The organism is Neptuniibacter sp. QD48_11, assembly GCF_047778095.1.
In the GTDB taxonomy this organism is placed as follows: Bacteria; Pseudomonadota; Gammaproteobacteria; order Pseudomonadales; family Balneatricaceae; genus Neptuniibacter.
Map to the genome: position 1 here is coordinate 2,120,819 of NZ_CP180551.1, position 21,889 is coordinate 2,142,707.

General features: G+C 43.4%; 21 protein-coding genes. 10 read left to right on the top strand and 11 right to left on the bottom strand.

What is annotated here, in order from left to right; genetic code table 11:
* Positions 1 to 11: 11 nt before the first annotated feature.
* From ACMXYU_RS09660 to ACMXYU_RS09675, 4 genes are all read left to right on the top strand, one after another.
* Positions 12 to 1,814: a Na/Pi cotransporter family protein gene (locus tag ACMXYU_RS09660; protein WP_415898480.1), complete on the top strand. Its 1,803-nt coding sequence runs from the start codon at positions 12 to 14 to the stop codon at positions 1,812 to 1,814.
* A gap of 32 nt (positions 1,815 to 1,846) precedes the next feature.
* Positions 1,847 to 2,089 carry a hypothetical protein gene (locus ACMXYU_RS09665; RefSeq protein ID WP_415898481.1) on the top strand — a complete coding sequence of 81 codons (243 nt, stop codon included), beginning with the start codon at positions 1,847 to 1,849 and terminating at the stop codon, positions 2,087 to 2,089.
* Between the two features lie 223 nt (positions 2,090 to 2,312).
* Positions 2,313 to 3,182 (top strand): MYG1 family protein, encoded by an 870-nt coding sequence (locus ACMXYU_RS09670; RefSeq protein WP_415898482.1) that lies wholly within the window; start codon positions 2,313 to 2,315, stop codon positions 3,180 to 3,182.
* Between the two features lie 363 nt (positions 3,183 to 3,545).
* The gene (locus ACMXYU_RS09675; RefSeq protein WP_415898483.1) at positions 3,546 to 3,938 is read left to right on the top strand and encodes a sirohydrochlorin chelatase; all 393 of its coding nucleotides are present in this window, start codon (positions 3,546 to 3,548) and stop codon (positions 3,936 to 3,938) included.
* Here ACMXYU_RS09675 and ACMXYU_RS09680 read toward each other — a convergent pair.
* The gene (locus tag ACMXYU_RS09680) at positions 3,931 to 4,146 is read right to left on the bottom strand and encodes a DUF6500 family protein (RefSeq protein WP_415898484.1); all 216 of its coding nucleotides are present in this window, start codon (positions 4,144 to 4,146) and stop codon (positions 3,931 to 3,933) included. The two genes, ACMXYU_RS09675 and ACMXYU_RS09680, sit on opposite strands and share 8 nt — an antisense overlap.
* A gap of 63 nt (positions 4,147 to 4,209) precedes the next feature.
* Positions 4,210 to 5,085: a LysR family transcriptional regulator gene (locus ACMXYU_RS09685; RefSeq protein WP_415898485.1), complete on the bottom strand. Its 876-nt coding sequence runs from the start codon at positions 5,083 to 5,085 to the stop codon at positions 4,210 to 4,212.
* Between the two features lie 94 nt (positions 5,086 to 5,179).
* On the opposite strand from ACMXYU_RS09685, the gene ACMXYU_RS09690 reads away from it, so the two are divergent.
* On the top strand, positions 5,180 to 5,680 hold the full coding sequence (locus ACMXYU_RS09690; protein ID WP_415891779.1) for a lactoylglutathione lyase family protein: 501 nt from the start codon (positions 5,180 to 5,182) through the stop codon (positions 5,678 to 5,680).
* Positions 5,681 to 5,703: 23 nt separating this feature from the next.
* Here the strand turns inward: ACMXYU_RS09690 and ACMXYU_RS09695 are convergent, their stop codons facing one another.
* Positions 5,704 to 6,480: a substrate-binding periplasmic protein gene (locus tag ACMXYU_RS09695; protein WP_415898486.1), complete on the bottom strand. Its 777-nt coding sequence runs from the start codon at positions 6,478 to 6,480 to the stop codon at positions 5,704 to 5,706.
* 131 nt (positions 6,481 to 6,611) lie between these two features.
* Positions 6,612 to 7,544, bottom strand: a complete 933-nt coding sequence (locus ACMXYU_RS09700; RefSeq protein WP_415898487.1) for an exopolyphosphatase — start codon at positions 7,542 to 7,544, stop codon at positions 6,612 to 6,614.
* A 380-nt stretch (positions 7,545 to 7,924) separates the two neighbouring features.
* On the opposite strand from ACMXYU_RS09700, the gene ACMXYU_RS09705 reads away from it, so the two are divergent.
* The gene (locus ACMXYU_RS09705; RefSeq protein ID WP_415898488.1) at positions 7,925 to 9,127 is read left to right on the top strand and encodes a hypothetical protein; all 1,203 of its coding nucleotides are present in this window, start codon (positions 7,925 to 7,927) and stop codon (positions 9,125 to 9,127) included.
* A 64-nt stretch (positions 9,128 to 9,191) separates the two neighbouring features.
* On the opposite strand, the gene ACMXYU_RS09710 is transcribed toward ACMXYU_RS09705, so the two are convergent.
* Positions 9,192 to 9,653 (bottom strand): hypothetical protein, encoded by a 462-nt coding sequence (locus ACMXYU_RS09710; RefSeq protein WP_415898489.1) that lies wholly within the window; start codon positions 9,651 to 9,653, stop codon positions 9,192 to 9,194.
* Between the two features lie 146 nt (positions 9,654 to 9,799).
* Between ACMXYU_RS09710 and ACMXYU_RS09715 the strand changes: the two genes are divergently transcribed.
* Positions 9,800 to 11,695: a phosphate ABC transporter substrate-binding/OmpA family protein gene (locus tag ACMXYU_RS09715; protein ID WP_415898490.1), complete on the top strand. Its 1,896-nt coding sequence runs from the start codon at positions 9,800 to 9,802 to the stop codon at positions 11,693 to 11,695.
* A 66-nt stretch (positions 11,696 to 11,761) separates the two neighbouring features.
* On the opposite strand, the gene torT is transcribed toward ACMXYU_RS09715, so the two are convergent.
* The gene (gene torT / locus ACMXYU_RS09720) at positions 11,762 to 12,862 is read right to left on the bottom strand and encodes a TMAO reductase system periplasmic protein TorT (RefSeq protein WP_415898491.1); all 1,101 of its coding nucleotides are present in this window, start codon (positions 12,860 to 12,862) and stop codon (positions 11,762 to 11,764) included.
* Between the two features lie 170 nt (positions 12,863 to 13,032).
* On the opposite strand from torT, the gene ACMXYU_RS09725 reads away from it, so the two are divergent.
* Positions 13,033 to 13,650 (top strand): LysE family translocator, encoded by a 618-nt coding sequence (locus ACMXYU_RS09725; RefSeq protein ID WP_415898492.1) that lies wholly within the window; start codon positions 13,033 to 13,035, stop codon positions 13,648 to 13,650.
* On the opposite strand, the gene ACMXYU_RS09730 is transcribed toward ACMXYU_RS09725, so the two are convergent.
* Positions 13,639 to 14,448 carry an SDR family NAD(P)-dependent oxidoreductase gene (locus tag ACMXYU_RS09730; protein ID WP_415898493.1) on the bottom strand — a complete coding sequence of 270 codons (810 nt, stop codon included), beginning with the start codon at positions 14,446 to 14,448 and terminating at the stop codon, positions 13,639 to 13,641. The genes ACMXYU_RS09725 and ACMXYU_RS09730 overlap by 12 nt on opposite strands.
* Positions 14,449 to 14,478: 30 nt before the next feature.
* Positions 14,479 to 15,507, bottom strand: coding sequence for a zinc-binding alcohol dehydrogenase family protein (locus ACMXYU_RS09735; protein WP_415901112.1), 1,029 nt, complete (start codon positions 15,505 to 15,507; stop codon positions 14,479 to 14,481).
* A 129-nt stretch (positions 15,508 to 15,636) separates the two neighbouring features.
* Here ACMXYU_RS09735 and ACMXYU_RS09740 point away from each other — a divergent pair, with 129 nt between their 5' ends.
* Complete coding sequence (locus tag ACMXYU_RS09740) at positions 15,637 to 16,635, top strand: LysR substrate-binding domain-containing protein (protein WP_415898494.1); 999 nt, start codon at positions 15,637 to 15,639, stop codon at positions 16,633 to 16,635.
* A 22-nt stretch (positions 16,636 to 16,657) separates the two neighbouring features.
* On the opposite strand, the gene ACMXYU_RS09745 is transcribed toward ACMXYU_RS09740, so the two are convergent.
* The 3 genes from ACMXYU_RS09745 to ACMXYU_RS09755 all read right to left on the bottom strand — a co-directional run bounded on the left by ACMXYU_RS09745 (position 16,658) and on the right by ACMXYU_RS09755 (position 20,814).
* On the bottom strand, positions 16,658 to 18,283 hold the full coding sequence (locus tag ACMXYU_RS09745; RefSeq protein ID WP_415898495.1) for a hypothetical protein: 1,626 nt from the start codon (positions 18,281 to 18,283) through the stop codon (positions 16,658 to 16,660).
* A 152-nt stretch (positions 18,284 to 18,435) separates the two neighbouring features.
* A complete protein-coding gene (locus tag ACMXYU_RS09750; RefSeq protein WP_415898496.1) occupies positions 18,436 to 19,128 on the bottom strand; it encodes an aspartate/glutamate racemase family protein in 693 nt (230 codons plus the stop codon).
* 9 nt (positions 19,129 to 19,137) lie between these two features.
* The gene (locus ACMXYU_RS09755; RefSeq protein WP_415898497.1) at positions 19,138 to 20,814 is read right to left on the bottom strand and encodes a diguanylate cyclase; all 1,677 of its coding nucleotides are present in this window, start codon (positions 20,812 to 20,814) and stop codon (positions 19,138 to 19,140) included.
* 302 nt (positions 20,815 to 21,116) lie between these two features.
* Here ACMXYU_RS09755 and ACMXYU_RS09760 point away from each other — a divergent pair, with 302 nt between their 5' ends.
* On the top strand, positions 21,117 to 21,887 hold the full coding sequence (locus tag ACMXYU_RS09760; protein WP_415898498.1) for a DUF4197 domain-containing protein: 771 nt from the start codon (positions 21,117 to 21,119) through the stop codon (positions 21,885 to 21,887).
* Positions 21,888 to 21,889: the final 2 nt, after the last annotated feature.

Consider the following 21,889-nt stretch of genomic DNA (forward strand, 5'->3'; position numbering starts at 1 on the left):
AACTCTCGTAAATGTTCAGGAAGATAATTTTATTCACCATGCTTGCGATTTTGGCTTGGGGTTTCTGGATCAGTCCGAACTTCAAGGAAATTGCTGCCGGCGTTGCTATTTTCCTTTTCGGGATGCTTGCCCTTGAAGAAGGCTTCAAATCCTTCACTGGCGGAGTATTGGAGCGAATACTGCGAAAAACGACCGATGGTCCATGGAAATCACTGACATTTGGTGTGGTCAGCACCTCTGTTATGCAATCCAGCTCATTGGTTTCAGTTATTACTATCTCTTTCTTAAGTGCCGGTCTTATTGGCTTAGCCGCCGGAATAGGAATTATTTTTGGTGCCAACCTTGGCACTACCACCGGCGCTTGGTTAATTGCTGGCTTGGGCATGAAGGTAAAGATTTCCGCCTACGCTATGCCAATGCTGGTATTCGGAGTTATTCTGATTTTCCAGAAATCGAGAACGATGAATGGCATCGGCTATATTCTTGCGGGGCTCGGTTTCCTATTCCTTGGCATCCACCATATGAAAGAGGGTTTTGAGGCCTTTCGCGATACCATTGATCTGACAGCTTTTGCTGTTTCGGGCTATGCCGGGATTATGCTTTTCACCCTTATTGGTGTCGCCGCGACTGTGATTATGCAGTCCAGTCATGCAACCTTGGTAATCATAATTACCGCGCTGGCGGCACAGCAAATCACCTATGAAAACGCTTTGGCCTTAGCAATTGGTGCCAATATAGGTACCACTATCACGGCCATCATTGGCTCGTTGAGTGCCAATGTGCAGGGTAAACGTCTTGCTGTAGCCCACTTGATATTTAATATTGTCACTGCGTTCATCGCCATTGTGTTTATCTACCAGATTGCCAATCTTGTAGATGGGTTCAGTGCTTGGGTTGGTATTGACGCAGATGATTACACCTTGAAGCTGGCCGTATTTCACACCATTTTCAATGCAATCGGTGTGGTTGCGATGATGCCTTTCATCGAGAAACTGGCCAACTCTTTGATTAAAGCTATGCCTGAAACAATGCAGCCCAGAGAAAAACCTATCTATCTCAATGAGGCAGTTGAAGAGCTACCAGACACAGCGATAGAGGCAGTGCGTAAAGAGACATTGAGATTGTATGACAACGCATTCGCCATCCTCGCCCACGGCTTGAGTTTACATCGAGATGATATTTTGTCGGATAAAGATCTTGAAGATGTCGTCAGACAAGACAATAACGTGATTCCAATCGATTTTGACGACGAGTATGAAAAGAGTATCAAAGGGCTCTACAGTGACATCGTAAAGTTCATCAGTAGCGCGCAATCGAATATGACCCCGGAACAAAGTGATGAGCTGTTCAGGCTGCGCGCAGCAGGGCGAGACATTGTGGAGGCAATTAAAGATACCAAGCACATGAACAAAAACCTTTCACAGTACATTCTCTCCCCAAACTGTCATATCCGAGCAGAATACAACAAGTTCCGTATTCAACTGGGTAACCTGATGCGTGAACTGGATAATATTCGCAATGATGACGAAGACTCTTCAAACATTCTTTCTCTAGATAATCTAAAGCTTGATATGAAAGCAAATGACGTGACTGTAAACGGTGAGATGGAAAGGCTGATTCGCGACAAAAAAATCACTGCAGTCATGGCAACATCAATGATGAATGACGCCAACTATGCTTATGGTGTTGCCAAAAACCTGATCCAAATGGGTGAGTCCCTATTCGCTAGTGGAAATTTGGATATGAATGAGGCGGTGCGCAGCGTGGCACTTAACGATGATGAAGTTGCCGAAATTCTCGAAGAAAGCAAATAATATCTCATTATGGATTGATTGGAGTTAAGATTGTGAAACTGCTTAAGCTTTTAGAAATCACCCAAGAATATCTCAACGATGAGAAGCTGAAAAAGGGTGAACGAAAGAGATGCCTTAAAGACATCCAGCAAAAGTTAAAAAAGAAAAAGAAACAACTAAAAGAAAAAATGGCTGATGAACAAGATGAAACAGAAAGAAACCTCCTGAATAAGAAACTCGATATAATCACGGCTCAACGCAAGAAAGTCATTGCAGCGCTTAAGGAGCTAGATTAAGACATTAAAGGAGTATGCCTGTCTCAAAAATCCAGATAAACACTGACCACTATCAGCAGTTATAGCTAGAGTCACTAGATACAGAAGCCCCCTATTCTTCTCTGTTACCTTCGTATAGTATCCGCCTCATCAATTAGACGATGAAGATCACGTCGCAATAGCGAGCCTAACCATGAGGGTTTGGTTAGCGGCCTTCTTTCCACACTCAAATGACGCAATAGAAATGCCTGATATCACGATAGTAACGCACAGCGGTAATTTTCATGCAGATGATGTTTTTAGTATCGCTGCACTTAGAGCTATTTTTCCTTCTTTTAAGCTGATCCGTACGCGTGATGAAGAGCTTATCCGTCAGGCTGATATCGTGGTTGATGTCGGGGGTGAGTATGACCCTGACACAGGTCGGTTTGATCATCATCAACGCGGCGGTGCCGGTGAACGTGAGAACGGTATTCCCTACTCCTCATTTGGATTGATTTGGCAGAAGTATGGCGTTGAGATCTGCCAAGGCAATGCTGAAGTCGCTCAAGCGGTGGATGCTGATCTGGTTTCTGCCATTGATGCGATCGATTGCGGTTATGGTGACGGCGTTGCTAAAGGAGTGAGCCTTAGCCAAACGATCTCTATGTTTAACCCAACTTGGCAGGAAGAGACTCATTTCGATGAGGGCTTTGATGAAGCGGTTGATTTTGCTTCTCGTGTGTTAAACCGCTTTATTGCATCGGCTGACGGTGGCATTAGCGCCAAAGATATCGTAGCTAAAGCCATAGAGAATGCCGAAGACCCTCGAGTAATTGTGTTAGAGCAATATACCCCTTGGAAAAGAACCGTACACGCTCTATCAAAAGAGGCTTTGTATATCGTTTACCCTTCAGATACAGGTCAGTGGCGTATTCAGGCCATTCCAGTTAAACCTGGCTCTTTTGAGGATAAAAAATCATTGCCTAAATCATGGGCTGGATTATCCGGTAAAGCACTGCAAGATGAGACGGGCATAAGCGATGCGATGTTCTGCCATAACGGCTTATTTATTGCAGGCTGCGAATCCTTTGACAGCACAATGAAAATGGCAGAATTAGCTCTGGCAGAATAGATCATTAAAGGGAATTGGCTTAATGAGATCATTTCCCTTAATTCCCCCCACTCTTAGAAAGCTAAGTAAGGATAATTAGGATCAAATAAAAACGGCTTTCTACTCACCCAATTCTGATCCAAACAGATTCCACCCGCGTAAGTAAATGCTTAACCAGTCAATAGAAGCCGGTGATGCATGAAAACCACTCCTGATTCATCTAGTACAAACAAGACCCCTTCCAATAACAGACTTCCATGCAGAGGCTGTAGAAAAACATGTAAGCATTATCACACTTGCGAGGGAAAACCTTGGCGGGTGAATAAAGCTCAATTCTGAACTTAGTTTAGTTGTACATATAACCCAACATTGACAGGAAATATGATGAAGTCACTCGTCATTGTGGCCCACGGTAGTAGACGTGAACGTTCTAACAACGAAGTCCTTGAGTTAACGGCTTCACTCCAGAAAAAGATTGAAAATGAATACCCGATTATAGAGACCGCATTTCTAGAATTAGCGCGCCCTTCGATCGAGGAAGCAATAGAAAAGTGTATCCAACAAGGATCGACTGACATAAAAATACTGCCCTACTTTTTATCAGCCGGTATACATGTTCATGAAGATATCCCCCAAGAAGCCGAGAAAGCATCGATGAACAATAAGCACATCAGCATAGAGGTGCTTCCACATCTAGGAAGCTCGCTGATGATGCTTGGGTTACTAGAACAGGTACTTGTTACACACGGTAATGTAGACAGTGCTATGGCTAGTTAGACTCAACCATTTCCCTAATCTTCACAGCCTTCTCAAAGTGATCAAGCTGGTGAGTTTTGATCCACCACTCGGCAGCTTCCATTAATAGGTCTGGATCATCATTTTTGTTTTTGAAGAATGCATAGAACGAGATACCTACATTGTCTCCCTTACTCGCAATCTTCTTATCGCAGACTTCGATGATCTTCTTTTTTAAACTTTTTCTCATTAGGCTGCTTTACTCACCATCAAATATTTCGGTTCTTCTAAAAATCAACATGCCAAAACCCGCTTAGCTTTCAAAGTGCTTTTTCAGAACACCTTCAAGCAATTCATAACGTTTAGGAAGTGGACGGTATTTTTTCTGTACTCGATAGACAGGCTCTTTCACAACTTCGGTTAAGTCAGCAATTTCGATGGCTTCATAATAAGCAGACCACACAATCGAGGATTCTGGCAATACGGTAAATCCCAAGCCTTCAGCCACTGGCAGTAAGATCTGGCTTAACTGATTGATATACCCCGACTGTTTTATCTCTCCCATCCCTCTGAAATGTTCAGCAAAATTATTCTCCAATATCTGCACAGCGTAATGGTGGCCGTCTGGGTGATTGATAAAGCCTAACGCCATTAATCCATCCCAATCGGCGTCAAATCCTTTAGGTATAACGAGGCACAATGGATCATGCCCAAGAAGACCCTGTTCTAATTCAACATCATTGATCAGTTGGGTAACCAAACCCAGATCGGCTCTGTTGTCTTTTATCTGTTTAAGGATTTCATGATTGGGAGCCGCTTCCATACTGATGCTTAGATCTGGATAACGCTTCTGTAATTGCAGTAGATCAGGGTATAGCTTTGTCACCATTGATCCTGAACAGGCGAGTTTAATTTCACCCGTCTCTGCTTGAACGTCTGTTAATCTATCTAAAAGAGCGGACTCTTCCTGAAACTGTTTTTGCGCGAACTCATACAACTCTTCACCCGCTTCAGTGAGTTCAAACTTTTTACCAAAGCGACTGATAATCTGGCAATTTAGATGAGCCTCTAATTTCTTAATATGCTGGCTAACCCCCGGTTGCGTCATATGTAATAACTCAGCCGTTTTCGTGAAATGTTGCGTTTCAACAAGGGTAATAAAAGTTCGGAGATGATGCGGATTAATCATAACAATAAATTATTATTTTGATTTCAAATGATAATTTTTAATAAGGATAGCCTCTTTATAAACTGCTTCCAATAAATCTTGTTGGAGCATAACGATGAATCAACCTTACCCACGTACGTTCTCTCATATTGGTATCTCTGTACCTGACCTTGAAGCCGCAGTGAAATTCTATACAGAGGTTCTAGGTTGGTATCTGATTATGGAACCAACTGAGATAACTGAAGATGACAGTGCCATAGGTGAGATGTGTACCGACGTGTTTGGCCCTAATTGGGGCTCTTTTAGAATCGCACACCTATCAACAGGCGATCGCATTGGCGTTGAGCTGTTCCAGTTCAAAAATCAGGAGAATCCTGAAAATAATTTTGAATACTGGAAAACGGGCATCTTCCACTTCTGCGTTCAGGACCCTGATGTCGAAGGTCTAGCAGAAAAGATTGTCGCAGCTGGCGGTAAAAAACGTATGGCTAAACCACGCTATTACTTCCCTGGTGAAAAGCCTTACCGCATGATTTACATGGAAGATCCGTTTGGCAATATTCTCGAAATCTACAGCCACAGTTACGAACTGCATTATGCGGCAGGTGCTTATTAAGGCGTTAAGCGATGACAAGGATATTAAGGAGTTAGCGGCTTAAGCTCCGGCAGCTCCAAAATACCATGACGTTCATATAGCGCTTTTGCGGAGGCGCTTTTGATAACGTCTCCTGCGACTTTGTTTAGATTATTTGCTAGCTCCTCACTATTGAATGCATTGTGGGAGATAACAATATGAACGTCTGTATGTTGATAGGAGTAGGGTAATACGGAGAATTGTTCGAAATCGAGTGAAGGCGTATCCGCTATGACTGCCATACCGTTACGATATTCGGCTAGCACTATATCCACTCGGCCTTTCGCCAACATTTTGAACATATTTTCAAAGGAGTTTACGACCGTTAGTTTCGGGTGTTTCTGAATAAACTCATCCTTCTGATAACCTGAGCCATCCAAAATCCCTAGATAGTAATTGTTTAAGTCAGCTAGCTTTTCAATTTCAGGGGTAAACTCTCTGCGATGGAAAACTACGGTTTGCTCGATCAGAAGCGGTGGCTCGATATAGTGCATTCGTGATTTGCGCTCTTCTGTTTTGAACATACAAAGCGAGCCATCTAGATCACCCGTATCAACGCCCTTAACCACCCTTTTCCAAGGCATAATCACAACATCAAGGTGTTGATTAGAGGCGGTGACGATCAAATCACTTAACTCAGCTAAAAACCCCTTACCCGGTAACTTGTCAGATATGTACGGTGGCCATTGAACGCAACCTAAACGAAGGGTTCTTTCAAAGGGTTCTGCTCTAAGGAAGCTTGATAGACATAAGGCTATTAGAAATAGCGAGACTTTAGGCATGACTAAAACTACATAACTGATTTAACGATCAACAATTAATTATCACCTATAGGGAATACAGCGTCACTATGATCTAAATAAAAAAACCGAGCGGGTATTAGCTCGGTTTTTTTATTCTTCTATAAACGATATTAACCATCTTGATTAATCTGACCGATCAACTCATTTAAAGTTGATTCAGCGGCGTCATTCTCAACCTGACAAGTACCCGCAGCGTGATGTCCACCACCTCCATATTTCAGCATCAGCTCGCCCACATTGGTTTTAGAGCCTCGATCAAAGATCGACTTACCGGTCGCAAATACAGTGTTCTGTTGTTTAAGGCCCCAAAGGACATGGATGGAGATATTACATTCAGGGAATAAGGCATAGATAACAAAACGGTTACCGGCGTAAATAGTCTCTTCGTTTCGCAGATCTAGAACAACGAGGTTGCCATGTACGGTAGCACAACGTTTGATCTGGTCTTTAAATTTCGCTTCTTGCTCAAAGTAAAGGTCGACCCTTTCTTTTACATCCGGCAGCGCTAGGATCTCATCGATATTGTGATCTTTGCAGTAATCGATCAGGTCCATCATCAGGTTGTAGTTGGAGATTCTAAACTCTCTAAAACGGCCAAGACCGGTACGGGCATCCATCAAGAAATTGAGCAGTTCCCACCCCTTAGGGTTCAGAACTTCTTCTTGGTTATATTGCGCCGAGTCGCCCTTATCGACCGCTTCCATCATGTCGGTCCATTCATCGGGGAAACCATCGATGCCGCCGTAATGTAGCCACACCACTCTTGCAGCTGATGGGGCTTCGGGATCGATGATGTGGTTTTCTCTCTCGCCTTTATTTCGAATGGTTTCAGATAGATGGTGATCAAATACAAGATGAGCAGCTTCGACATACGGCAGGTTTGTGGTGATGTCGTTGGAGGTTATATCGACTGTCCCATCCTGCATATCCTTAGGATGAACAAATTTAATATCATCAATCAGATCCAGATGTTTAAGCAAAACTGCACAAACTAAACCATCAAAGTCACTACGGGTTACCAACCGAAATTTATCTCGTGACATACTTCGCTTCCTTATTCTTGTTGTTGCCGGAGAGTGTTATGCACTGAAATCTATAAGCTTTTTCCAAGCTGCTAGAGCAGTATAGACAAGAATGATTGAGGAAGAAGCAAAATCTAGCTAGTGATCGTCGTCAACTATTCTAAAGAAGACTCCACCTTCATACGTAAAATAGATTCACCTACAACCTAGCTTCGACAACTTTACAGACTTCCCTTCGGTAACATAGCGGTAAAAAACTTCCGCACTCGTGCGGAAGAGCCTTTCCCCTCAGAGCAAAGAAACCTGCTTAATCCCTATAATTACGGCCTATCTAGTTCTGGAATGATTTATGCTTAAAAATGTACAAAAGATACATTTAGCTAATATTCAAGGAACCTTAGATGTCTAGCATTAATTCATACTCCGCTGTCTACGGATCATCTTTATTAAACACCAATAATCAAATAAAAACGGCTGCTACAGATTTCGCAGCAGAAGCTAACGATTTGGTAAAAGAAGGCCTTATTGGTGAAGACAGTTTAATTGGTTTTGGTGCTCAGTCCGGTTCCATCAGTTACTGGAGCAATCAAAGTCATGCTCAATGGAAAGCCTATAACCAAGAAGGCAGTGATGCTGCTCTACAAGCTGCTGAATATCACAAACAGATGATTGCTGAGCGACAAGATATCGCCAACCAATACCTCAGCCAAGTTACATCCTTAGCTACAGAGTTCAATGATCTCAGCATAGATAAGATTAGTTTTCATCAGGTGTTAGATAACGCGCAGGCTGGAAATTCTTTGACTCACGGCCTGGATCATTTGAGCGAGTCTGACGTTAAAAAAATTGAGCAGTTTTGGCAGGACCAAACGGCTAATTTAAATCGACTTGATAATAGCCTGACTCGTTTACAAAGCTTTCCAAAAGATCTTGATAATTGGCTTCAGCATCAAGACGAGCCTATCAGCGATGAAGTCTTTCAAATTGTAGATCAGCTGAAAAATAGCTGGGTGAATATAGAATCTACAGGTCCAGAAAAAGACTACCAAGCGCGAAGCTTTGACCTTCAAATAGAAGAAGGTGCCTCAACACCCAACACAGTAGCTATTTCTGAATCGGATAAAGGCTCTTCATTGCTGCAAAGCCTTGAACAAGTAGCTCTTAAAAATGCACAGATTGATTACACATCTTTTGGCTTTAAAGATAATTTGCTCGAATACGCAGGCAAAGAGTTTTTACAACATGATCTCCGACAGACTTATGCTGAAATGCAAATCTTAAGTAAAGATCTGTATTCTGAGTTTTCTGACCTGTTTGGTAAAAGCAGCGGGAATAGTCCTTACAGCTTACAAGATATGATCGATAACCACCTTGAGAACAAACCGTTAGCACAACTCGAAGATGGTTCGATACATCCTCAAGAGCTAGCAATTCAAGAATTCTGGAAAGAGAATGAATTAGCATTAGAGCAATACAGTGCCAAACAACAAAAGCTCAATGACCAGCCGGATAATTTTGGTGCTTATCAAAGCCAAAACAAGTCCAAAATTAATCAATATTTCATGGATAATTTGGACCGCTTTTTAAACATGAAACTAAGCTGAAAAGCGTCACAGATAAAAGCCAAATACGTTAGAAGTGGATAAGGCGAATAAATAAGTAAAGTGTTTACTCGCCTTCCCTAAATTCCGAATTATTCATATGTAACCCAACCTCGATAAACCACTTCGGCTGCATTTGATCAAAATCGGTTCTGATCTTGCTGTCCAGATAGCTTGCTGAATCCAGCACAAATGGCTTCCCGTCTAGCCTTTGAAACACAACCCAATGCCAAAAATCTTTGCCCTCTTCTTGATAGTGCTTAATCGATAAAAGCGCTAAATCGGGCAACTCTTCCCAAGTGTTAAACGGCGTTTCTATATTTGAAACTGAGGCATTCTGGCTCTTCAAAAGTTGACGAACGTAATCGGTTTGAGACCAGAGCGATTTGTCGTCTGCAAAGATCCCCATTGCATTGGCGATCTGTTTCATCTCGGCATATGTTTTACCCACGATATTGGCCACAGAGGCGATTCCACAGCCTGTCACTTCCTCTTGCACCACAGGCTCTATCTTATGTGCTTGTAACATGCCCTATTACTCTGCTCACTGATCAATTTAGCTCATTAATACAGATCTTAAGTTATATGTCTGCACTGTCATATTGCAGCAACCTTTACCCCCTACAATAGCCGCCTCCGTGACAGATCACCACACAAATAGATGAGAGTATTGCTGTGAAGACTACTGTTTTTGACCTTATCTGGAAGTTTAAGAACGCGCTGGAAAAACAGGGCCATGAAAAAATAGATCTACACCGCTTTACCCACGAAAGAGACTACCGCAAAGCGATCTTACTTAATGTAGATATCAGTGAGCTACCGCTAAGCCGTTCTCTACAGAAGATCTATAAAGATCTGCTAGAAGCAGACGAGCTAGAGTTGGCTAAAGAAGTCGAGCTACCACCTGAGCCAAAGCCAGCTCCTATTCCAACTCAAGAGAAGCAAAAATCGGATAAAGAGCCAAACGACAAACCTATTTTCTACGGTATTGCCGCAGTCGTTTTACTGGTATTTGGCTTCGCTGTTTTCCAATTTTCTAGCACAACACAAGAAGCTAAAGCACCAATCGCTGAGATAAGTGAGCCGAAACCTACAAGCACAGCAGCACAGGTGACCGAGCAACCTAAACCGACAGCAGAGACACCTACAGCTCAACCGGCTAAAGCCGTTGAAGTAGCCATAACTGAAATTAAGAAAGTTGAAACTACTCCACCAGCAATACAACCAGCACCGGTTGTAGCTGCACCCGTTGTCGAAGTTGAAGAGATTGTTAAAACAACACCTTTTCGCATCCAAGGTTCAAATACGATCGGTGAAGTACTTGCGCCAGAATTGCTAAAAGCGTTTTACGCAAGTGAAGGAGCCCAGCAATCCACTTTAGTTGCGAGTGATATTGAAGTCGAAAACAACTTGGAGATTACTTATCCGGGTAAAAAAGAGATCTCGGTTATCCCAATTCATGCGCACGGTTCTAGCACGGGCTTTAAAGCCCTAAAAGAAAATAAAACTGACCTTGCGATGGCTTCTCGTCGAATCAAAGACAAAGAAGTTGAGCAGTTAGAAAGCCGTTACGGCAATCTAAAATCTAAAAGTACCGAACACATCATTGGGATGGATGGTTTGGCAGTCATTGTTAATCCAGATAACCCTATTGCTCACCTCAGTACAGAAGATCTGGCTAAGCTGTTTGCCGGTAATATTACTAACTGGAGCGAGCTAGGCGGCCCTGATCTAGCGGTTAAGATATATGCCCGCGATAGCAACTCGGGCACTTGGGACTCATTTAAATCCATGGTGCTTAAAAAGCACGGGGTTAAACTCTCTGAAGCTGCTGAGCGATTAGAATCCAGCGTTGAACTATCGGATAACGTAAGTAAAACCCCAGGAGCTATTGGCTTTATCGGCCTTCCTTATGTTTTACGTGCTAAAGCCCTAGCGATCTCTGATGGTGAAAAAGGTTTACCGATCTACCCAACCTCTTTCACGATCTCTACAGAAGACTACCCGCTGGTTCGTCGTCTTTATATCTACGAGCCAAGTACCATCAGCACGCAATCGGAAGCACATCGTTTTATCAGCTTTGTTCTATCTAAAGAGGGGCAAGATGTTGTTAAGAAAGCTGGTTTTATTTCACAGAATATCTACCCGACCACGCCTGTATTAACGGATACCTATCCGCAGGAATATATCCAATCCGTTAAGAATGCTCAGCGTTTATCCCTAAACTTCCGTTTTAAAAGCGGGACTGTAGTTTTAGATAACAAAGCGGTACGCGACTTGGAGCGTGTAATTCAATTCTTTGAATCCAACCCGGGTCAGCAAGCCACGTTGATCGGCTTTTCCGACAGTATTGGCGACCCAGTAATAAATAGAACACTGTCTTTGCAACGTGCAAGAGCCGTTGAACAAGCGCTACTTGCTCGCGGAATTAATATTCAACGCTCGATAGGCTTAGGTGAAATGGCGCCGATCGCCTCTAACTTAACGAAGCTTGGCCGCGAGAAAAATCGCCGCGTAGAAATTTGGGTCGATAGCAACAACGCTCAGAGTTACAACACAGCGACTCGCTAATATTGCTATCTCCTGTCCCCAAAAGGCGATCACTTTGATCGCCTTTTCTATATATAAACCATCTTGTTATCGAGTTCTAAACTCCGTTACTTCTGGCTCAAAGTAAGCAGGACCAAAGAGTTTATAAAAACTATATTCATTGATATTACTATTTGTGATCATTAGAAAATCAGGTTTAGCATGATAAGGAAAATCAACGCCTGGCTTTTGGCCATTCAAGGTCTTAACCATCATATCTATAGCTAACTGACAAATTACGAGTGTCTGATCATGGGGAGCCGCTTTAACATTCCCATTCTTTATATCGTCATAAATGTCTCGAGTGATGTAAGTAGAGACAACCTCTGCACTACTACTTTCACCTAAATCACTCAATATTTTCGCCGCCTCTTTCGCGGCTACAGCATTGCCAACAATATAATCGATCTGAGCTAGGCCTTTCGCTTTAATTAAGGTGGATACTCGCAATCTTTGTACCTTGTGACGAGTATCCCCATACAGCGGAGGAAATATCGTTATGGTTTGATTAACCGGTTTAAGCTCTGAAATAGCAGCCAAAAAGCCTTCATACATATCATCGGCCCAACCTGACCGCTTAGGCCCGGGAAAAAACGCGATATTGATATCTTTGCCAATGGAGTCTTCGACAACATATTTACCCGCCGCATAACCCGCATCTTGATATGAAACCATCGCTTTCGCTTTAATCGCGGAAGACTTAATCTCGTTAATAAGACCGATAACAGGCAAGTCTAACTGTTGTAGGGTTTGGTCCATTTTAACGTTATCGACGGTTGCTAAAATGATCCCATCAACCTCTTTTGATAACTGGACAAGCTTGTGCCGTTGATCCCCAAAATTACCATATCCCCCAAATGAATAGAGTGATAATTGAATACCCAATTCCTTTGCATGAGAGATAAGTCCGTAGCTAGCAGTAATCCAATAGGGGTCATTAAGGTGTGGAATCAATACAGCTATATGATAAGGCTTAGCTGGGGTTACAGTTTCCCATGACTCTCTCTTAAATTGAGGAGTGGTTGTAAGAAAGTTTGTTTCTAATGAATAGTAACTTTGAACATTCAAGGGCGAATCTGCCGCTAGTAAATTTGACGCAAAGAAAAATGATGTAAAGATAAAGATTAATAGTTTCATGTAGCTAAGCATGAAATAACGCCTTAACGAATATAGAGCATCAATAAATAATAACTGTAAGACCGCGATATACTTTATAGCAGCAATATGAAGATAAATCCCTTGCCTTTTATAGGCTCAAATCACATAGTGGCTGGCTAATATTTACTATCTTAAACGCTACACGATCACAGAGTTTCATTATGTCATTAGAGAGCGCTATCTCTTTCTTTTTGGCCGTTTTAGTCTTTGGAGTTACTCCAGGCCCAGGCGTATTCGCCATATTAGCAAGAGCTCTGACCTCTAATGCCCGCTCATGCATATCCCTAGCTTTGGGTATGACCATCAGCGATATTCTCTACTTAATCGCAGCTTGTTTCGGTCTCGCCGTTATCGCTAACCAATGGGGTGAACTGTTTACGGTAATCCGCATTGTCGGGGCGATTTATCTTGTCTATCTAGGATGGAAGATGTGGAATGCACCATTAAATCTGGATTCAGAGCCTGACAAGAATTCTAGATCAGGTGCGATTTCGGGATTTGTGCAAGGCTTTTTGATATCCGCTTCAAACCCCAAAGTCATCCTCTTTTACATCGCCTTTCTTCCAACATTTATGGATTTAGAGGCGCTAAACGGAGGAGACATAATCTTAGCCTCTGTATTAACGCTGATAGCATTAATGATTGGAATAATGATGATCGCTATTTTTGCGGCAAAATCACGGCGTTTTTTCCAGTCAGAGAAAGGTGTTAAAAGGCTAAACAGAAGCGCTGGATCCATTATGGTTGCAGCGGGCGCCTATTTAGCCTCACGCCACTAACTGCTGAATGATGCTATCCATCGCCTGCACAATCTGTTCATTTTTTTGCGGATTGAGCGCGCCTTCATCTGGCTGAGCAAACGCACCTGAATCATTATCAAAATACTCCCCCGCTTTATCGGAAAACTCATCTGATAGAGCGGCGCGGATCAATATATCTGCCCCTTGGCTGATGTCGTTCCCGGCAACGCCAAAACCATCTTTAACCATTTTGGTGGCTAACAACGAACCTGGATTTACAGAGGCAACCAATACGCCCTCATTAGATAGCTCAGTCGCAAGGTGGCGTGTCCAAGCGATCAACGCCAACTTGCTTTGCGCATAAGCTGACATAGCTCTGTCTGCCGATTTGTTACCCAGAAGAAATTCGATATCGACTGGCGCTTGAGCGGCCGAGGCCAAATTAATCACTCTACTGCCTTTAGCTAAAGCAGACTTTAACTGCTTCATCAGGAGGTAAGGCGCGATGGTATTAACAATAAACCGAGCATCATATCCATCATCAGTTACGGGCTGCTCGACCTTAAATACCCCGGCATTATTGATCAAAACATCGATGTCAGTGTATTGCTTACTGACCTCATCCGCCAGCGACTTAACTGCATTCAAATCAGAGAGATCAGCAGTAAAACCAGAGATTAATTCAGAGCTGTAACTTTGACCTAATTGGTCGATCACTCTTTCAACTTTCTGAGGTGTTCGACCATGAATCAATACATGGTGCCCTTGCGCCAGAAGCTTCTGAGCCGTCGCGAGACCAATGCCATCAGTCGAGCCAGTAATTAATATGGTTTTCATCCGTTAATCTCCCTGCTGTAGCGGTTTTACTTAGAAGCCTTCAAGTACGATCTTGCCGATAGAACGACCCGCCTCTAACTCAGCATGGGCGGTTTTTAAGTTTTCAGCATTAATGGTGCCCAGGTTTTTACCTATAGTTGTTTTGATAAAACCTTGATCAATCAGATCAGCTACTCGATTTAGCAGTTTAGATTGCTCATCCATATCTTTGGCATTAAACATCGAACGTGCGTACATAAATTCGATATGCAAAGAGAGGCTTTTCGGCTTCATCTTCATCACATCTAGCGGTTCCGCTGGATCATCAATCATCGCGATTCGACCAAACGGCGCTAGCAGCTCAGTATAGGCATCAAAATAGCTATCGGTGCTATTTAAGCTAGCAACGTGGGTAAGCGGCCCAAGATCCAAAGCATCAATTTGCGCTTGAAGCGGTTTGGTGTGATCTACTACATAATCCGCACCTAAAGATTTAACCCACTCACGTGATGCATCACGAGAAGCGGTCGCGATAATAGTTGCCCCAGTGATCGCTTTGGCAAGCTGAACCAAAATAGAACCCACACCACCAGAAGCCCCAACTACCAGTAAAACTTCATCGGTCTTAGTCGTCTCGTTTGGCTGCTGTTGTTTAAGCTCAAGGTGCTCAAACAATAGCTCCCAGGCGGTAATCGTTGTCAAAGGCAGTGCTGCTGCTTCAGATAGACTCAAGCTCTTTGGTTTATGACCTACAATGCGCTGATCAACCAATTGGTATTCAGCATTGCTACCGGCACGATTCAGGTCCCCTGCGTAATACACTGCATCACCGGGTTTAAACTCGGTGACCTGATCACCAACTGCGATCACCTCACCTACTGCATCCCAACCTATGACTTTATAACTGCCATCTTCATTCGCCATACGTTGACGGATTTTATAATCAACCGGATTCACGGCAATCGCTTGTACTTTCACTAGTAGGTCTTGGCCTGTTGCGATTGGCTGAGGTAATTCAATATCCACCAATGAATCTTTGTCAGTAATCGGTAGGGATTTTTGGTAACCAATAGCTTTCATTGTTTGTTGGCTTGTCATCTTCTCTCTCCACTGCCTTGGTTCATTGTTTAAGAACAGGCAGCTGTATCTGGCTGAATGTGTTGCAACAGATATTAGTATTTGATTACCAAGCTATAAACAGCATAATACTTGAATTACTATCAAATAATTTTTGAAAATATGCTTTTAGAAGATCTACAGGTTGTTTTGAAAGTAGCGGAGTTTCGCAGTATCACGGCCGCTGCAGCTAATCTTGATATGCGCACTGCTACAGCCAGTGCAGCGATAAAACGAGTCGAAAGCCAATTAGGTGTTGATCTGTTTATCAGAACAACTCGACAGCTAAGGCTATCTGCAGCTGGAGAGCGCTATATACCGCAGTGCCAGCAAGCCCTTCTTACTTTGCAACTAGCACAGCAAAATATCCGAGATGATCTCAATGTGGTTGAGGGGGAACTTCGTATCTCTATCTCATCTGACCTTGGCCGAAATCTGGTCATTCCATGGTTAGATGAGTTTGTCGATCAGCACCCTAAAATCAGTCTCAAAATTAACATCAGCGACAGCACTATCGATTTTTATCGTGACTCTGTCGATCTAGCACTGCGTTACGGCTCGCCTACTGATGCGAATCTATATGGGTTTAAGATCTGTGATGTACCGGCATTGTTATGCGCGACACCCGATTATTTAGCCAAGTACGGTACACCCACTCACCCCCAAGAACTGACCAACCATAACGGCCTGTTTTATCAGCTACACGATATTACCCATGATGTTTGGGAATTTACTGAAGAGAAGAGCACCCAAAAAAATAGCGCAGAAGGAAATAAAACTCATAAGATAAAAATGAAGGGGAACAGAGCTTCCAACGACGGTGATCTGGTTAGACGCTGGTGCACCTCAGGACAAGGTATTGCGGTGAAATCCTGCCTAGATATCTCGAACGATCTACTCTCTGGCAAAGTCGTTAATGTGATGCCCGAGTTTAGTCCAAGGGTTACAGAACTGTGGCTAGTCTGCCCTAGCCGTCAATCTATTACTCCTGCAGTCAGAGCGCTAAGAGATCATGTCAGGGATAAAAGTCATCTGATTTTATCTGAGTTGGCTAAGCAAGATTTCTTAAACCAGCTTGAATCTCCAACATAGATCATTAGAACACACGGTAGGTTTAAGCCTCAGAAGTGCTCTGCTTTAACGTCTCGATAATCGCTTTTAGGTACTCGAACTTATCCTGCTCATCCGCGATTTGAATCTCTGTTCTCTCTCTTAGATCTTGCAAGACAGAAAGCCGTTCATGTTCTACATAAACCCTTGCTTCCTCTTGCTCTGTTTCACCGTCGGTTTGTGTCACTTCTCGGCTCTGGCTCGTTTCTCTCTGCTCTACGGTGCTTTCTGCACGAACACTCTGGCGTGTTTCACTTTCACCTCTTCGCTCAGCTAATTCGTCTGCAGCTTGGTCTTGAGCTAACAGCAGATCTAAGAATGTAGGACGCTCTTCAAACACCTCCTGATCCCTAGTTACGGTCTGTTCCTGACCAAAACGATCAATGGCATCTTGATACTGCTCGGCTAAACCACCAATGGCTGGTGTATTTTCCTCATGTACCGCTATATCCAACTCTTGAATACTGGAGACAGTCCCATCTTCAAATAAGAATACGCCGCTGCGTTTTACTTGGCCTAACAGGTTGTTCTGATCATCGGTCAGATCAAATGAAGATGATGTTGAGCCCAGATAGATCGCACCAACACCAGCACCTTTCAGACTGGTTAGCTGATCATTACCCTCTTCATCACGGGTCCAAACTTTCAGCTTGTTAAAGATCTCATCGTTTTCATCAATCCAATGATTATTGTCCGAGTCATATTTAGCTAGATCAGAGAAACCATCTTGCCCCTGCGTACCAAACAGCTCAGAGCCATCATTAATTTGGCCGTCATTATTGATGTCTAAAGCCAAGAACCCGCTACCCTGAGCAACAAAAGAGATCTCTTCTTCAGTGCCATCAGCATTGAGGTCAAAGCTGAAACTGCTATTGGTTAAACCGGCTGCACCACCATGGAGATTGATCACCAACGGATCGATCAAACTCCGATCGACTCGCTCTTCACTAAAGCGTTCTTCCAAGACAAAGCTACGTTCCATTTCTAGCTCTAACAGGAAGTTGATCTCTCGACCATCTTCAGTAGTAATGACACCTTGCGTGCCTACCGAGAGTTTTTCCTCTTCGGTATATACGCGTTGATTCGCTATCTCGACCCGGACCTCATCAGCGACCTGTCTACCTACATTCAAGGTGATATCAGATATATTTATATCGAGCTGTTCAAAGCTCGCTCGCGCTTGCAACTCTTCGGTACTAATAGCTTGTATATCTTGATCGCTAAAGGCTTGTATATCTTGTTCGCTAAGGGCTTCTATCTCCTGAAACGTCTCTAACGAAGCAAGCTGAATATTCCGTACTGGAATCTGTGGGTTCATAGCCAAACGTTCAAGCTGCATCCCTTCATGCAACACGGTTTCAACCAGAGAGCTTACATTGTGTGTTTGCTGGATTTGTTTGGTGCCTTGCGTCGATTGCACACTACTTACGCTATTCACACTGGCAGCTTTTTCCGAACGCATACGCGCGTCGTAGGAGAGGTCAACGCTCGTTCCCGCTCGCCAGTTAGAAGCCGCTTCTGGTGACAGCGTCACTTGCTGACTAACCGCAGCGCTCTGTTGTTGAGCTGAATCGGTGATCTGTTTTTCGTGCTGGCTATTAAAACCAATCATCGAACTGGAGATTTTCATGAGGCCTCCCTGCCGCGGCACCCAGAGGTAAAAAGATAGTGTAAGAAACCCTATCGGCCTAAATAGGAGGATAATGAGAAGAAAAGGAATAGGTACAGAGGGTACAGTTAAGCGAGCCGCTCCCTCTGTTCTAAATAACGATGACGTGAGGGCTACGCAAGCGCCAATTCAACTGCCGCTTGCGCGTGGATTGCTGTGGTATCAATAAGACGGATCTCTGTATCACTCTGTTTCACCAGCATACCAATTTCGGTACAGCCTAAGATCACAGCTTCCGCACCCTGTTCTGCCAGTGCTTTGATGATTCTTAAGTACTCGGATTTAGAATTGGGATTGATCTGACCTAAGCACAGTTCTTTATAGATAACCTCGTGAACAACCGCTCGATCAGCTTCATTCGGGACAACAACCGATAGACCAAACTTATCTGTTAATCGGTCTTTATAAAAACCCTGCTCCATAGTGAATGCAGTGCCTAATAAGCCAACAGTGTTTATATTTTGTTTAATCAACTCTTCAGCTGTGGCATCGGCAATATGAATCAACGGGATATCGATCGCCGCTTCAATCTGAGGCGCAACTTTATGCATAGTGTTGGTACAGATAAGGAGAAAGTCAGCACCTGCCGCCTGAATATTTTTAGCTGCTTGCGCCAAGATCGCAGCGGTTCCTGCCCAATCCCCCTGATGCTGCAGTTTTTCGATAGGATCAAAATCTACGCTATACATCGCTATCTGCGCAGAATGTAAACCACCTAAGCGCGACTTAACACCCTCGTTTATCGAGCGATAATATCCCTGCGTGCTCTCCCAGCTCATTCCACCCAGTAAGCCGATCGTCTTCATGTTAATCCTTTAAATTTCACTGACTAATTCTCGAGTGGGTTCAACCTTATAGGCGACCCGATTTCGACCCGACGCTTTCGCTTTATACAAGTAATGATCAGCTTTATCGATAAGATTAGACATACTATCCATCGGATCACTCATCTCAGCGATACCGATGCTCACCGTATATTGCACATCAAGCTGTTGCTGTTGAACCACCTGATTAGAGATAACACCAATCAATCGCTCTGCCAATGTTATCGCTTCATCATGCTGCGTTTCTGGGAGGACCAAAATAAATTCCTCTCCACCCCAGCGCGCCACGATATCTCCGGCGCGAAGTTCTCGCATCAACAGCCCAGATAAATCAAGTAACACCAGATCGCCAAAGCTATGACCATAAGTGTCATTGATCTCTTTAAATCGATCAATATCCATCAACATCACGCAGAGATTACGTGTGTTGCGCGTGGCATTACTGTAGATCGGCTCAATAACCTTCTGAAAGCCGCGGCGATTATATAAACCGGTCAACTGATCTCGATCGGCTAAACGTTGGGCTTCAATTTTTTCGGTTTGGCTAATGCGGAATTGGTAGGCAAGCGCTAAAGCAAAGAGTACTGCCTCAATCAAAATACCGTACTCTACCGCGTGGAAGCCAAATGCGTGGTACTCAACAACACCAGATACAGTGAAAGCCGTAACAATTGCGCTGATCATGGCAAAAATCGCGGCGCCCAAAAAGTATTTAGCTTCCTTAACACCTGCATGACAGGCAACTACACCAGCGGTAATCATTAAGAGAGCAAATGGGATTACACAGATAAAAGCAGTTACCAACATAGTCAGGTAATTGCCTGACAGGGCATACCAGATAACCGAACAGAGCATAAATGTGTTTAGCAGATTAAAGCTTGTGTTTATCCTAGGAAATTTCGTTGGCAATGCCAGAAAGGCCCGACAAAATAGGTTCCCTAGATAGGCAAACAGCATCATCATAGGAGGAATCATCTGGTTCTGGAACTCAGGCCAGTTAGGCCAGATCCATTTAAATGCATGGCCGGTATAAGCCAGATTTAAAATAATAAAGGTTGCCAAGTAGAGCGAATAAAAAATATATCTTCGGCTTTGCAGACTGAAATAAAGCAATACATTGTAGATCAGCAACGCCGTCAGAAAGCCGTAAATAATCCCGTATTCATAACCTGAATTAATCTTCCGCTCCAACATGTCGTTTTCTGTTAAAACAAACAATGGTAATAGTTGCGGTTCTGGCGTTTCGACTCTAATTAATACTGAGGCCTCGCCTGGCTGGAAGTTGTGCGGGAAAGAAAAAAATCGGCTTGTACGGTTCTCTTCATAGGGAGTCGCGTCACCCGCTTTATCGCTTTGAAGTAACTTACCCTCTTTAAATACGAATAGATTTATATGATCTAACCACGAGTTTTCGATTTGGATATAACGAAGCTGTTCGCTTTCACTGAAGTTACTCACTTCAAAATGAACCCAAACCGGCGGTGCACCCAGACCAAAATTTAGGATATCGGACTCCGAGCGTGTTCCCTTGGAACGAACATCTTTTAACGCTTGATTTGGGTGAAGACTATTACCATCTACTTCCTGCAGATACCGAGTATTAAACGGCTCTACAGCAAAAGATTTTTCGATACTCTGACCGGCATAAGAGGGAAATGAAAAAATCAAAAGAAGAGTACACAGGAGGAAAACAAACACCCTCCCGCTGGCGGATAACAAATCAGATATGTCCTGATGAAACCTAGGCACCTATATCCTTTCCTCAGACGGTAAATCCTTAAGTCAAATACCCACCTCTAAACTATGGGTACTTACCCTACCGATACTAGCTTAGTCGTTCTGCACAAAAAACACTTTTTTATAGTCCAATAGTTTACGTTTTTTACTTATTAGACTGCTTAGGATGTTAAGGCTCTGTTCGTGGTTCTTTGCTATGCTAGAGCCAATAGCGACAAAGGGAACTTTTACACATGAAAAAATCATATCTGATCGCCTCTATCCTAACGGCATCAATGGCTTCCGCTACAGCTCACGCAGGTTGGGCTGACGCACTTAAAGAAGCCGTTCAAGATGAAGAGCTGCAAAAGAAAGTACTTGATACAGCAACAGGCAGTGCTAGCAGCGGTAAAGTGACTAATCTAGACACGGAAACGCTAATTAAAGGCCTTAAAGAAGCGTTAGAAGTTGGTAGCAAGCGCGCTATCGAAGAGATCAGCCAACCAGGCGGTTATCTAGATAACAAAAACATCCGTATTCCTCTGCCAGATGGTATCGATAAAGTAGCCTCCCTTCTTCGCAAATACGGCCTAGAAAAACAAGTTGATCAGTTTGAAGAAAGCATGAACCGCGCAGCGGAGAAAGCAGCTCCTCAAGCAACCGATCTGATTGTCGGTGCGGTAAAAGAGATGAGTTTTGAAGATGCTAAAAAAATCTACCAAGGCTCTGACGATGCAGCGACTCAATACTTCAAAGAGAAGACTAGCGATAAGTTGCGCCAGTTGTTTCAGCCAAGCGTAAAAGAATCCCTAGGTCAGGTTGGTGCGACTCGTTACTACAATGACCTAGCCGGTGAAGCCAAAGATATCCCATTTGTAGGCGAGAAAGTTAACGTAGATTTAGATAACTATGTGACTGAAGAAGCCCTAAACGGCTTATTCACTATGCTTGCAGCTGAAGAGAAGAAGATCCGCGAAAACCCAGCAGCGCGTACAACAGACCTGCTAAAAGAAGTTTTCAAATAATC